General features: G+C 65.6%; 9 protein-coding genes. 6 read left to right on the top strand and 3 right to left on the bottom strand.

Translation table 11 applies throughout. The features are described 5' to 3' along the window. Positions 1-340: 340 nt before the first annotated feature. Entirely contained in the window at positions 341-6751 is a 6411-nt protein-coding gene (locus OH491_RS20330) for an alpha-2-macroglobulin family protein (RefSeq protein ID WP_068769878.1), read from the top strand. A gap of 91 nt (positions 6752-6842) precedes the next feature. Here the strand turns inward: OH491_RS20330 and OH491_RS20335 are convergent, their stop codons facing one another. After that, positions 6843-7622 (bottom strand): MBL fold metallo-hydrolase, encoded by a 780-nt coding sequence (locus OH491_RS20335; protein WP_068769877.1) that lies wholly within the window; start codon positions 7620-7622, stop codon positions 6843-6845. Positions 7623-7794: 172 nt separating this feature from the next. On the opposite strand from OH491_RS20335, the gene ribB reads away from it, so the two are divergent. The 4 genes from ribB to ftsY all read left to right on the top strand — a co-directional run bounded on the left by ribB (position 7795) and on the right by ftsY (position 11234). Further along, a complete protein-coding gene (ribB, locus tag OH491_RS20340) occupies positions 7795-8901 on the top strand; it encodes a 3,4-dihydroxy-2-butanone-4-phosphate synthase (protein ID WP_068769876.1) in 1107 nt (368 codons plus the stop codon). A 206-nt stretch (positions 8902-9107) separates the two neighbouring features. Then, positions 9108-9602 carry a 6,7-dimethyl-8-ribityllumazine synthase gene (gene ribH / locus OH491_RS20345; RefSeq protein WP_068769875.1) on the top strand — a complete coding sequence of 165 codons (495 nt, stop codon included), beginning with the start codon at positions 9108-9110 and terminating at the stop codon, positions 9600-9602. Beyond that, entirely contained in the window at positions 9599-10048 is a 450-nt protein-coding gene (gene nusB, locus OH491_RS20350; protein WP_068769874.1) for a transcription antitermination factor NusB, read from the top strand. Before ribH ends, nusB begins: the two co-directional genes overlap by 4 nt. Before the next feature lie 247 nt (positions 10049-10295). Beyond that, positions 10296-11234: a signal recognition particle-docking protein FtsY gene (gene ftsY / locus OH491_RS20355; protein ID WP_068769873.1), complete on the top strand. Its 939-nt coding sequence runs from the start codon at positions 10296-10298 to the stop codon at positions 11232-11234. 159 nt (positions 11235-11393) lie between these two features. On the opposite strand, the gene OH491_RS20360 is transcribed toward ftsY, so the two are convergent. Continuing rightward, positions 11394-12485, bottom strand: a complete 1092-nt coding sequence (locus OH491_RS20360) for a substrate-binding domain-containing protein (RefSeq protein WP_068769872.1) — start codon at positions 12483-12485, stop codon at positions 11394-11396. 25 nt (positions 12486-12510) lie between these two features. Continuing rightward, complete coding sequence (locus OH491_RS20365) at positions 12511-14019, bottom strand: carboxypeptidase M32 (RefSeq protein ID WP_068769871.1); 1509 nt, start codon at positions 14017-14019, stop codon at positions 12511-12513. A gap of 92 nt (positions 14020-14111) precedes the next feature. Here OH491_RS20365 and OH491_RS20370 point away from each other — a divergent pair, with 92 nt between their 5' ends. Beyond that, positions 14112-14273: a hypothetical protein gene (locus OH491_RS20370; RefSeq protein WP_334319216.1), complete on the top strand. Its 162-nt coding sequence runs from the start codon at positions 14112-14114 to the stop codon at positions 14271-14273. Positions 14274-14296 lie beyond the last annotated feature (23 nt).

The following is a 14296-nucleotide window of genomic DNA, read 5'->3' on the forward strand; positions in this document are numbered from 1 at the left end:
CCGGTGGTTTGCGAAACGAACCGGCAGGTTTTTTGAACCGCAGATGGACGCGGATAAACGCAGATAAAAAACCTCCGGGCTTTCACAAAGGGGGCGAAAAGAATCAGAGAGCCATTCCCGATATTTCTTCATTTCCTTCGTTGCCTTCTGTTCAAAAATTCTTCGCGGCCTTCGTGTCCTTTGCGGTTAAATTTGTTTTTTCAATGCGATGGAAAAACGGCGGGTGCCGGCGGGTCGATCGTTGAAAGATTTTCAGTCCTTGCCGCGTCGGCGTGGGCGGGGCAGAATCGTTTTCGTCAATTCCCCGTTAAGAAACAACCGGCAGACGCGTCATTTTACCATGAGCCTTCCCCGTCTTTTTCTCGTCGCTGTCTTAGTTTTCAACCTCCAGCTTTCTGCCTTTTGCACCGCCGCCGACCGCGTCGCCGACTGGCAGGCGGTCGAAAAAGCAGAGGCAAGCCGTTTGCCCAAGGACGCCTCCGCCGCGCTCGACCGCATCATCACCTCCGCCATGGCCGACCGGGCATGGCCCGAGGCGGTGAAAGCCATTCTCCAAAAAATCCAGACCGACGCTTCCGTTGAAGACCGTCGCAGCCAGGCTGCTTATGCCATCCGCGCCTTGGAGGCATGGTGCGCCGATGCCCCGCCCGCCGGGGCCGATGGCAACGCCCGCCCCGCGCTCCCGCCCGAGATGCGTCCGCTGCTCGAAGCCGCCCTCGCGAAAACCTGGTGGGCCTACTATCAGGCCAACCGCTGGCAACTTCTCGAACGCACCCGCACCGCCGCCGCGCCCTCCGACGATTTCCTCACATGGGACGCTCCGCGCGTGCTCGCCGAGGCGGCCCGGCATTTCGAGGCCGCGCTGGCCGATCCCGCCGCCCTCCAGCGCACGCCCATCGCCGCGCTCGAACCTCTTCTCGAAAAAGGCACGCTTCCCGACACCTATCGCCCCACGCTTTACGATTTCCTCGTCCACGAAGCCATCGCCTTCTACAGCGCCGGCGAGCAAGGCGTGCCGAAGTCCGAAAGCGCTTTCGAACCCGATGCGGACTCTCCACTCCTCGGCACGCTGGAGGAATTTCTTGCGTGGCAACCCGTGCCACCCGACCCGACCGGTTTCAACCCCACGCTCCGTGTCATCCAGCTCTACCAGCAACTCCTCCGCTTCCACCAAACCGACTCCGTCCCGCAACTCGCCCTCGCCGACGCCGACCTAGCGCGTATCAACTGGTCTGCCGCCGTCCTCGGCAGTGCCAACGAAGACGCGCGTAAACGCCACGCCGACGCCCTCCGCGCCTTCGACAAACGCTGGTGGAGAACCGCTCCTGGCGTCGTCGCCGCCGCTTGCGCCAAACGCGCCGCGTTGCTCGAGCACACCGAACCCGGCGAGGCCCGCGCCACCGCCGCCAGGGGCGCGATCATTGCCCGCCGCGTCGTCGCCTCCTCCTCCTCCGTTGCCGAATGCGTGCTCATTCGCGACCGCATAGCCGCCCCGGCGCTCGAAAGCATTCACACCGAGCATACCTGGGCCGAGCCGTGGCCCGGCATCACCATCAACTATCGCAACCTGACCCAAGTCTGGTTCCGCGCCATCCCGCTCGACTGGGCCGCGCTTGTCGCGGACGGGCATGTCAGCTCCCGCACGTCCCTCGGAAAACAATTTTTCACGGACGCGCTCAACCTCCCCGCCGCGAAAGCATGGAGCGCCAACCTCCCCGCCACGCGGGACTCCCGTTTTCGCCGCGAAACGCTGCCCGCGCCCCGCGACCTGCCGCCCGGCTTCTACCTCATCGCCGCCAGCGTCACTCCCGATTTTTCCCTCGTGGACAACCATGTCGCCAGCGCCACCGTCTGGGTAAGCAATCTCGCCATCGTCCGCGCAAACACCGCCGATGCCGCCAACCCCGCTGACATCGAAGGTTTCGTGGTCAACGCCACCACCGGCGAGCCGGTCGCCGGCGCGGACGTGACCGCGTTTGTCAGTGCCGATAAAGACCAAAATTTCACCGCGCAATCCGCCGTGAAAACCGCCGCCGACGGCTCTTTCGCCATTTCCGCATTTTCCGAGGACATCGTCCAGCCGGGCGCGTTGGGACTGGGGCCGCCGCCGTTGCCGCCGCTGCCGCTGCCCGGTTTGGCCCCGGCCAACCTCCCTCGCGCCTCGCTCCTTCTCGCCCGCGCGCCGGACGGCGTGAATGCCATTTCCACCGATGAGGCCGGACGTCATTACCGCTCCGCGCAGGCATTTTCCGGCGACAACATCCGCTGTTTCTTTTTCACTGACCGCGCCATTTACCGGCCCGGCCAGACCATCCATTTCAAGGTGCTCGCCTTTCGCGCGGACACGCAAACCGGCGACTACGCCGTCGTGCCAGACATCCCGCTGACCGTCATCCTCGACGACCCCAACCGCAAGGAAGCCGGGCGCGCCGAACTGCGCGCAAACGGTTTCGGCTCCGCCAGCGGCACCTTCACCGCGCCCGCCGGACGGCTCACCGATGCCTACATGCTGCGCGCCGAGAATGACCAAAACTCCCTCGCGCTCATCCGCGTCGAAGAATACAAACGCCCGAAATTCGAGGTGACCCTGCCCGCGCCCGCCGCCGCGCCCAAGCTCGGCGATACCATCGCGCTCACCGGCTCGGCCATTGCCTATACCGGCGCGCCTGTGGACGGCGCGAAGGTCGTGTGGCGCGTGTGGCGCACCACGCGCTGGCCGCGCTGGTGCTGGTGGGCGCGCCCCAGCACCACCGACCGGGAAATCGCGCACGGCGCCGTCACCACCGGCGGCGACGGCAAATTCACCATCGAATTTCCCGCGCGGTCCGATCTGAAGGCCGATCCGAAAAACGAGCCCGTTTTTCATTACACCGTCACCGCCGACGTCACCGACTCCGCCGGTGAAACCCGCTCCGCCACGCGAACCGTCCGCGCCGGTTTCACGGCGCTCGCGGTCAATGTTTCCGCCGCTGAATGGCAGACCGCCGGCGCGCCCGTCGAAATAAAAATCTCCGCCGCCACGCTCGACGGCGTACCGCAGGCAGCCGGCGGCACTGTGTCGTTTCACCCGCTCAAACAGCCCGTCGATGTTCCCCGGCCCAAGCTGACACGGCTGCCGGGCGGCGGGTATTACACGGAATACAACCCGCAGCCCGAGCCGGACGACATTCGCGGCTGGCCCGAGGAAGCCGCCGCCGTCACGCTCCCCTTTGCGACCGTTGCCGCTGACGGTGTGGCTACTGTTTCCCCGCGCCTGCCAATCGGTCTTTACCGCGCCGTCGTCAGCGCGCAAGATCGCTTCGGCACGCCCGTCACCGCCCGCCACGAAATCCGCGTGCTCGCACCCGGCGCCAGTCGTTACGAAAACAAGGAGGCATTCCGTCTCTCCGCGCCGAAATGGGAGGCGCTCCCCGGCGAGACCTTCACCGCGCTCTGGGGCTCCGGCTACGTCTCGGCGCGCGCCTTCGTGAGCATTGAGCAGGACGGAAAAGTCCTGCGGCGTTTCTGGACGGAGCCGGGCGTCACCCAGCAAAAAATCCCGCTTGCCGTCACCGAATCCATGCGCGGCGGCGTGACATTGCGCGTTTTTCAGGTGCGCGACAACCGACTCGTCACAGAGAGCCGCGAGATCGCCGTTCCGTGGGATAACAAGCAACTCAAGATCGAGTGGGCGCGTTTCAACTCGAAGCTTGTCCCCGGCGGGCGCGAGACGTGGGCGGCCAGAATCACCGGCCCCGGTGCCGATCTCGCCTCCGCCGAGATGGTCGCCGCACTCTACGACGCCTCGCTCGACCAGTTCGGCGCGCCATTGAACTGGCCGCGCCTGTCCGGCGTCTTCCGCCAAAACGCGCCGCGAGGCGGTCCCTGGACGGGCGGCAACGCGCTCGCACGGTTCGCCGATGTTGCCAGACCCGAGCCGCCCAAGCGTCCAAAGTCCGGTGCAATCGGGCCGGCCTATCCGCACTGGGCGTTTTCAGATTGGCGGTTTTCCGGCGGACGCATGTTCAAGAGTGGAACCGGTTACGCGGTGGCGAGCAGCAGCTTTGGAGGCGCTTCCACGGATGTTTCCGGTATGGTTATGATGGACGCCTTTCAAGTGGAGGCCAGCCGCGACTTCGGCTATGTTGGCGGAGCCACTGGCTACGCGGAAGTCAGATTTGGCGCAGGGAATCCTATCTTGGGCGGCAACGAGACAGGCTGGGCTAACAGCGCTTCTGTAATAAACGGCGCCGTCGTTTCGCGCATCGGCACGCCTTTCGACACCGCCGCCAGCGACCCCGACCTCTCCACCGTCACCGCCCGCAAAAACCTTCAGGAAACCGCCTTCTTCTTCCCGCAACTCCTCGCCGACGCCGACGGTTCCGTGCGCATCGAGTTCACCGTGCCCGAGGCGCTCACCCGCTGGAAATTCCTTGGCTTTGCGCACGACAAGGAACTCCGCTCCGCCGTGCTCACCGACACCGCCGTCACCGCCAAGGATCTCATGGTGCAGCCCAATCCGCCGCGCTTCCTCCGCGAAGGCGACTCCGTCGAGTTCACCGTCAAGCTCACCAACATGACCGACGCCCCGCAGAGTGGATCCGCCCGGCTCACCTTCGCCGACGCCACTACGCTGGAGAGCGTGGATTTGTCCGCCGATGCTGCCGCTGCGGAAAATCCCAAATCTCCAAATCCCAAATCCCAAAAAAATTCCAACCTCCCAAAAACCAAATCACAAAATCAGGACTTCGCCCTCGCGCCCAATTCCTCGACGACGTTGTCATGGCGCGTCACCGTCCCCGACGGCCAGGGCTTTCTCATCTATAAAGCCGTCGCTTCCACCGGCGCCGTCAGCGACGGCGAGGAAGGGTTTCTGCCCGTCCTCAGCCGCCGCCGGCTCGTCACCGAATCCATCGCGCTTCCCATCCGCGACGCAGGCACGCGCACCTTCCGCTTCGACAAGCTCGCCGCCTCCTCCGCCGACGCGACGCTTCGCAACGAATCCCTCACCGTGCAAATGACCTCCAACCCCGCGTGGTATGCCGTGCTCGCGCTGCCCATGCTCATGGAGTTCCCGCACGAATGCAGCGAGCAGCTCTTCAACCGCTACTACGCCAACGCCCTCGCCGCGCACATCGCCAGCTCCGATCCCAAGATCGCCCGCGTCTTCGAACAGTGGCGCAACACTTCCGCAACCGACTCGCCGCTCCTGAAAAACGAAGACCTCAAGTCCGTGCTCATCGAGGAAACCCCGTGGCTGCGCGCCGCCACCCGCGAAAGCGAGCGGCGCCGCGCCCTCGCCCTGCTCTTCGACGCCAACCGCACCGCCGCGCAAACCGACTCGATCCTCCGCACCCTCGCCGAACGCCAGCTCGCCGACGGGCTCTGGTCGTGGTTCCCCGGCGGCAACGGCAGCGACTACATCACCCGTTACCTCGTGGCCGGCTTCGCCCGCCTCCGGCATTTCGGCATCCCGCCCGACCAACGCACCGACACCATGCTCAAGCGCGCCGTTTCCGCGCTCGACGCCAGGCTCGCCGAACGCCACGCAAAACTCCTTGCGCAAAAGAACTTCGACCCCGAAGCCCGTCACCTCGAATCCGGCGACGTCTTCCAGCTCTACACGCGCAGCTTCTTCACCAAGCAAATCCCCGTCCCCGACGCGGCCCGCGCCGCCTACGACTTCTTTGCCGCGCAGACCCGCGTCCATTGGCCGGAACTTCCGCGCCAATCGCAAGGTCACGCCGCACTCGCGCTTGCGCGTAGTGGAGATTCGGATATAGCCATCGCCATCGTCGCCTCGCTCAGGCAGCGCGCCAAAACCGATCCCGAACTCGGCATGTGGTGGGCCGACGCCGACCGCGGCTGGTTTTGGTGGCAGGCTCCCGTCGAGACGCAGGCGCTCATGATCGAAGTGTTCGACGAAATTGCGCGCGACACCCGGGCCGTCGCCGATCTCCAGCTCTGGCTGCTCAAGCAGAAACAAACCAATGCATGGCCCAGCACCAAGGCCACTGCCGATGCCGTTTACGCCTTCCTCCTGCGAGGCGCCGACAAACTCGCCAGCGACGCCCTCGTGACCGTCACGCTTGGCGACGGGGCGGGTGGCATGGGCGTCCCTCCCATGTCCGAAAACCAGCACGGGCGGGACGCCCGTGCCACGCAACCCACCCGCGCCATTGCCAAAGCCGAACCCGGCACCGGTTATTACAGCGAACGCATTCCCGGCGCCCTCGTCACCCCGGCGATGGGTGAAAAAATCACCGTCACGAAAACCGACGCCGGTCCCGCGTGGGGTAGTGTCACGTGGCAGTATTTTCAGGCCATCGACAAAATCACCCCGCACGAAGGCACGCCGCTCACGCTAAAGAAATCCATTTGGAAACAGACCCACACCGATGCCGGCCCCACTCTCGTCCCGTTGACCGCAGCCACGCTCAACCCCGGCGACACGCTGGTCGTCCGCCTTGAACTGCGCACCGACCGCGACATGGAGTTCGTGCACCTGAAGGACCAGCGCGGCAGCGGCACCGAGCCGGTCAACGTTCTCAGCGGCTACCGCTGGCGCAGCGGTCTCGGGTATTACGAAAGCACCCGCGACACCGCCACGCACTTCTTCATCGACTGGCTCCCGCGCGGCACGCATGTATTTGAATATCCGATACGCGTGCAGCTTCGCGGCGAATACGAAAGCGGCCTCGCCGAGATCCAGTGCATGTATGCCCCCGAATACAACAGCCACAGCGCCAGCGTCGCGCTGACGGTGGAGTGAGCGGATTTTCGATTGGGGCGCCGCCGCGCCGCTCGCGCACCGGAGCGGCAGCTCCATCAATCGAAAATCGAGAATCCAAAATCGAAAATCCCTACACGCGTATCCGCAACCCGTCATGCGCCGGTTCCACGCCTGCGGGCAGGCCGCGGCTCAGTTCCTCGTGGCCGGTCAGGTGGGTGAGATGTGTGAGCAATGTCCGCGGCGCGCCGATTTTTTGGGAGACTTCCACCGCCTCGCCGATCGTCATGTGCGACGCATGCGGCTCGGGGCGCAGCCCGTCCAGCACCACCACGTCGGCGCCGCGCGCCAGTTCCACCGCCTCGCGCGGCACCGATTTGCAGTCGGTGTAATAAACGAATTTCCGCCCGCTGCTCCGCTCCGTGAACACCAGCCCGAGCGTCTGGATCGCGCCGTGCGGCAGCGGCACCGACTCGATGCTGCCTTGCTCCAGCTCCAGCCGGGCCGGCATTTTCCGCAAATCGAACACCGCGTAGCCGTGCGCCATCGGGCGGCCGTTGAGCGTGTAGGGATAGATCTCCCGCACCCGGGCGATGCCTTCCTCCGTCGAGTAAACGGTCAGCGCGTTTCCGCCGAGCAGGTCGCAAAAACGCCGCAGATCGTCCATGCCGAGGACATGGTCCGCGTGCCCGTGCGTGAGGATGAAGCAGTCCGCCCACCGGATGTTTTCGCGCAGGCACTGGATGCGAAAGTCCTGCCCTGCATCCACCTGCACGTGCAGCCCGTCCATGACCACGTGGATGCTGCAACGCGTGCGTTTGTCGCGCGGGTCGGGCGAGGTGCAGACCGCGCAGTCGCACGCGATCATGGGAACCCCCTGCGAGGTGCCGGTGCCGAGAAAAACAACTTCCATAAACAATCCGCCACACAATCACGCCGCGCGGGCAATTGCAGGAGAAATTTTCGGAAAACGCAGGCCGCCTGCGCCGGTTTGCAACCTGATGGGTTGCAAACCGGCGCGGCCCGTGCAGGCCCGCGTTGACACCCCGGCGCGCGCGGGCGAGGCTCGGCCCAGTCATTTTCCCATGTCCGCTTCCAACACCCAGTCTCCTTTTGATTCCATCGAATCCGCCATCCAGGACATCGCCGATGGCAGGCTCATCATCGTCACCGACGACGAGAACCGCGAAAACGAGGGCGACCTCATCATGGCCGCGGAGAAGGCGACGCCCGAGAAGGTCAACATGATGATCCGCTACGGCAGCGGCATCGTCTGCGTGCCCACGCTCGAACCGCAGCTCCGCCGGCTCGGGCTCGGCCCCATGGTGCAGCAAAACCGCGAGGTGCAGCGCACCGATTTCACCGTGAGCGTGGACGCCGCCAGCGGCATTTCCACCGGCATCAGCGCGCATGACCGCACGCGCACCATCCACATCCTCGCCGACCCGGGCTCGAGCGCCGACCAGCTCGTGCAACCCGGCCACGTCTTTCCGCTGCGCGCGCGGCCCGGCGGCGTGCTCGAACGCGCCGGGCACACCGAGGCCGCGGTCGATTTCGCGCTCCTCGCCGGTTTGCGCCCGGTCGGCATCCTCTGCGAACTCGTCAACGACGACGGCACCGTGCAACGCCTGCCCGAGCTCATCGAGTTCAAAAAGAAATTCGGCCTGCGGATGGTCTCCATCGCGCAGCTCATCGAGTATCGCGTGCGCCGCGACCTCCTCGTCGAGCGCGTTTGCGAGGCGCCGTTCCCGTCCGCGCACGGGGATTTCACGGTGCATGTTTTCCGCAACAAGATCGACGGGCGCCATCACTACGCCATCGTCGCCGGCACGCCCGGCCCCGAGCCCACGCTGGTGCGCGTGCACAGCGCGAATCTGCTCGGCGACGTGTTTCAGATGCGCGGCACGGACAGCGCGCGCGTGCTCGACGCGTCGCTCGCCGCCATCGCGCGCGAGAAGCGCGGCGTCGTGCTCTACATGGAGCCGGGCGATCCCGGCGCGCACATTGTCGAACGCCTGAAGGCCGCGCCCGGGGACCAGCATTCGCCGATGAGCTTCCGCGACTACGGTGTCGGCGCGCAAATCCTGACCGCGCTCGGCCTGGGCAAGATCCGCCTGCTCACGAACAACCCGCGCAAGGTGGTCGGCCTGGACGGCTACAACCTCGAAATCGTCGAGCAGGTCGCCGTGTGATTCGCCGGGTGAGGGCTTTTGTTTTCTCGTTCTCTTGCTCGTTTTCGTTCTCTCGGTCTGAAGCCTCGGAAAAGAGAACGAGCAAGAGAACGAGGACGATTGGCAGGGCAGTGACATCACTGCTTCGAGCCGCCGCCCCCTCTCCGAGCAAATAACATTGCGCCATCGCACCGCGTCCCGCACACAGAAAGGTTCCATTCTTTGCCATGAGTCTCGACGCCCCCAAGGTACAACCCGTTAACGGAGCCGCCTTCACCATCGGAATCGCCGCCGCGCGCTTCAACAGCACCTACGTGGACGCGCTGCTCCACCAGATCCTCGGCCACTTGAGCGCCGCCGGAGTGAAGGAGAAGAAAATCCACCTCGCGCGCGTTCCCGGCTCCAACGAACTCCCCGTCGCCGCCCAGCTCCTCGCGCGCAAACACCGTCCCGATGTCGTCATCGCGCTCGGCGTTCTCATCCGCGGCGATACCATTCACTACGAGCTCATCGCCGACGCCGCGACCCAGGCCCTCCAGCGCGTGGCGCTCGACGCCGGCATTCCCGTCATCAACGGCGTCATCGTGGCCGAGAACCAGGCCCAGGCCGAGGCCCGCTGCCTCGGCGCGATCAACCGTGGCGCCGAGTTCGCGCACGGCGCCCTTGAAATGGCCGGCCTCAAGCGCCGCCTCTCCCGTCCCGCCAACACCAAAAAGAAATGAGCAAGACCATCTTCGCCCAGCGCCGCGCCGGCCGCGTCGCCGCCATGCAGTATCTCTATGCATGGAGCATCAATTCGCCCGAAAACCTCCTCGAGGATCTTCGCGTCTTTTTCGATTCGCAGGAAACTCCCCGCGAATACTACGCCTTCGGCGAGGAGCTTATCCACGGTGTCATCGAAAACATCGCCGACATCGACGCCCGCATCAAGGGACTCGCGCACAATTGGGAGTTCGACCGCATCGCGCGCATCGACCTCGCGATCCTCCGCGTCGCCATCTTCGAGATGACGCACCGCAAGGACATCCCGCCGATTGTCTCGATCAACGAGGCCATCGACCTGTCGAAGCAGTTCTCCAACGCCGATTCCAAGCGTTTCATCAACGGCATCCTCGACCGCCTCAAGGACCAGCTGGGCCGCGACGCCCGCAAGGCGGAAAAAGAATAAAAGCCAGGGAAGTTGGAAATTTAAGAAAACGCCGCCGACTTTCGCGGTGCGGACTTTCAGGTTTTTGCGAGTTTCCAACTTAAACTTCCCACTCATGCCATTTGCGAATGAAAATCACACCATGAAAGCCGTTAATGGTAGGGCGAGGCGTCCCGCCGAGCCGTGTGAACCGTTCGTGGCTCGGCGGGACGCCTCGCCCTACCTGAGTGTGATTTTTGACGGTAAATGGTATTAAGCCAAAATTTTCATGTTCGGACTCTTCAAAAAATTCAAAAGCGGCTTCGCCAAGACCGTCTCCGCCATCGCCAGCAAGACCGCCGGGCTCTTCGGGCGGAAGTCCATCGACGCCTCCTCGCTTGAGACGCTGGAGGAGGCGCTTTACACCGCCGATTTCGGCGTCGAGACGACCGAGGAAATTCTCGCCGAGATCAAGGCCGCCTACAAAAAAGACAAGAATCTCCGCGGCCAGGAGGCCGCCGCCATCGGCTCCGCCGTGCTCACCCGCGTCCTTGCCGGCGCGGAAGGCCGCCTCGATATCCCCGCCGTCGCCGGCGCATCCGGCGCGAACCCCGTCACCATCGCCATGATCGGGGTCAACGGCTCCGGCAAGACCACCACTTCCGCCAAGCTCGCCTGGCGGCTTCGCGAGGACAAGCGCAGCGTCATTCTCGCCGCCTGCGACACCTTCCGGGCCGCCGCCGTCGAGCAGCTCAAAACGTGGGGTGAGCGCCTCGACCTCGAAATCGTCTCCAGCCATACCGGCGCCGATGCCGCCGCCGTCGCCTTCGACGCCTGGCAGGCCGCCAAGTCGCGCGGACGCGACTGCCTCATCGTGGACACCGCCGGGCGCCTCCACACCAAGGGCAACCTCATGGAGGAACTCGCGAAAATCCGCCGCGTCCTCCAGAAAAACGATCCGGCCGCCCCGCAGCACCGCTGGCTTGTCGTTGACGGCAGCCTCGGCTCCAACTCCATCGAGCAGGCGCGGGTGTTTCACCAGAGCTTCGGCCTCACCGGGCTGGTGGTGACGAAGCTCGACGGGACCAGCCGCGGCGGCGCCCTGGTCGGAATATGGCGTGAATTAAAAATCCCGATCTACTTTCTCGGCCTCGGCGAGCAACCCGAGGACCTGCAACCCTTCTCGGTGGAAAACTACGCCAAGGCCGTCTTCGGCATCGAGGCATAAGCCCAATCACCAATGATATTTGGACTTTGGAGGGCCGAGCTCCCGCGAGGCCGTCGCCGGAAAATGTAAGGTTAACTGCAACGGCCTCGCGGGAGCCCGGCCCTCCGTCAAAAATCTAATTTTTAGTGGCAAATGGCATAAGCCTGCCCGCGCCCGCTTTCAGCCGGACGCCGGAGGGCCGATGGTCTGCCCCGGCACGAATTCCGGGAGCAGGCGCACGCGGGTTTCGAGCGGCAGCACGCGCTCGCAGGCCCGCCGCACCAGGGAGGCGATCTTTCGCGCGAAGAGGTCCGGCGACGCCACGTAGCGCGCCGGTTCCGGCACGAGGTGGGACAAATAGGGCTCATCCTGGGCGACGATCACCGAAAAGTCGCGCGGAGCCAGCAAGCCATGCCGGGCCAGATGACCGGCGGCGGTCAGCCATGCGGCCGACTGCTGGATGAAAAACGCGGTCGGACGCCTTTCGCGCGCGATCAACCGGTCGAGCTTGCGGCAGATTTCCGCCGGTTCGCCGCCGTGGTATTCCACCAGCAACTCGCCGCCGCGTCCGCCCGCGCCGTCCATGGCCTCGCGCAACCCGCGCTCGCTGTCGAGCACGCCCGCATAGCCGCGGTGCGATGTCAGCATCGCGATGCGCCGGTGCCCGCGCGCGAGCAGCACGCCGGCCGCGTGCCTCGCCATCGCGCGCAGATCGAGATCGACCGACGGCAGCACCGCGTCGTCGAAGGAGGAGCCGGCCACGACCACGGGCAGTCCGCGGCGATGAAACCAGCGCTGCATCTCGTGGTTGCTCAACAGCAGCAGCCAGCAGTCGTGCGGGGATTGTCGCGTGAGCGCCGCCAGCGCGCGGCTGCCGCCGGGGCGGAAGTAGCGCGCCCCGTCGTGCAGCACGAATTGACCCCCGAGTTCTTGCAGGCACACGCGAAGCGCATCGACCCACAAGGCCACGAATGGACGCATTTGCCACAGCGGCGCCGGCAGCACGCATCCGGTTTGCCATGACACCGCCCGCCGCCGCGCCGCCTGCCGGGCCGGCGCGATTTCGCACGCGCGGCCGTGCCGGATGTAGATGACACCCTCGCGCGCCAGCGCCGCCAGCGCCATGCGCAGCGTCCAGCGGCTGACCTGCAATTCACGGCTGAGCGCCCGCTCGCCCGGCAGCGAGAACCGCCAGCGTCCGCCCGCGATGCCGCGCTCGAGCACGTCGCGCGTCTGCGTGACCAGCGATGTTTTTTGGGGCGTGTCTGGCATGTCCGGAAACCGGGGCGCGCCCCGGTCACACTCCATACAGCGTGCCGTAACGCTCCGCGAGGTGGCGCAGCAGAAACCTGGGGGACAACTCCTCGCCGGTCACGTGGCGCGCGAGGCCGAGGACATCGAAGCGCTTGCCCTGCGCATGGACGTTTTCGCGCAGCCACGCGAGCAGCCACGAGAAGTCGCCGCGCGCGAAATCCTCCTCCAGCCCCGGCCGCAGCTCCAGGGCGCGATACCAGAGCTGCGCGGCGAGCATGTTGCCGATGCAGTAGCTCGGGAAATAGCCGAACATGCCGCCGCTCCAGTGCACGTCCTGCAGCACGCCCTCGCGGTCGCACGCCGGGCGCAGCCCGAGCAGCTCCTCCGAGGCGGCGTTCCACGCGGCGGGCAGGTCGCGCACGGCCAGCGCGCCGGAGAAGAGCTTTTTCTCGAGCTCGAAGCGCAGGATGATGTGCAGGTTGTAGGTGACCTCGTCGGCCTGCGTGCGGATGAGCGTCGGCGCGACCTCGTTGACCGCGCGGTAAAGCTCCTCCGTCGGGACATCGCGCAATTGCTCCGGAAACAATTCGCGGAAGCGCGGCTCGAAAAACCGCCAGAAACCGCGCCCCCGCGCCACCTGGTTTTCCCAGAGGCGGCTTTGCGATTCGTGCGTGCCCATGCCCGCGGCCTGCCCGAGCGCCGTGTGGTGATGCTCCGCCGGCAGGCCCTGCTCATACAAGCCGTGCCCCGTCTCGTGAATCGCGCTGAAGAGCGAGTCGAGCGGGTTGTCCGCGTCGAAGCGCGTGGTCATGCGGATGTCCTCGCCGGAACCCGAGCAGAACGGATGGACCGACACGTCGATGCGCCCGTGCCGGTAGTCGAAGCCGATGCGCTCCGTGACCTCGCGCAGGAATTCGCGCTGCCGCTCCACGGGAAAACCGCGCAGCACGACCACCGGCGCGCGCGCGGCCGCGGCGGTGATGGCGCGCACGAGCGGCACCAGCCCGGTCTTCAGCTCGGAGAACAGCCGCTCCGTCGCCGCCGCCGTCATGCCGGGATCGAACTGGTCGATGAGGCAGTCGTAGGGATTGTATTCGAATCCCAGATACGCGGCCTCGCGCCGCGCCAGCCCGATGTTTTTTTCCAGGACCGGGGCGAAGGAGGCGAAGTCGGATTTCTCGCGCGCCTGCGTCCAGGCGTGATAGCCGCGGCTGCCTTGCTCGGCTTTCTCGCGGACGAACTCGGCGGGCAGTTTCGTGGCGCGGTCGTGGTCCCGCCGCGCCCAGCGGATGACGAGGCGCGCCGCCTCGCCGGGCGTCGCGGCGGCGCCCGGCTTTTCCAGTTCCGCGAGCAGTTCGCCCGTGCGCGCATCGGCGGCGACCGCGTGATGCAGGTCCGCGAGCAGCGCGCATTGCGCGGCGCGCAAGGGCGCGCCCCCGGGCGGCAGGTTCACCTGCTCGTCCCATCCCATCACGCTGCTGATGGATTCGAGCAGTTGGGCGCGTTTCAGTCGTTCGAGAAGTTCGGAATACAGCGGCGAGGATTCAGCCATGAAGCATGACGATGGACGAGGGCGTGTTCTCCGCAAGCATCGGGCGCGCGATTAGGCTGGAACGAGGGCGCCTGCTTTGTTTTTTTCCCGGCATGATGAAAAAGACAGTGACGGTGGTTTTGCTGGCGGCGTGGCTTTTGGCGGCGTGCGGTTGCAGTTCGTTCCGCGCCTGGGGCGCGGGCGGCAGCGGCGGGGACTCGGTGGCCGGCGCGGGTATGTCGGTGCCGCTGGGGAAAAGCGGCAGCAAGAAGTGAGCGGCGGAAAACGGCGGCCGGGC

It is taken from the genome of Termitidicoccus mucosus, from assembly GCF_038725785.1.
Classification (GTDB): domain Bacteria; phylum Verrucomicrobiota; class Verrucomicrobiia; order Opitutales; family Opitutaceae; genus Termitidicoccus; species Termitidicoccus mucosus.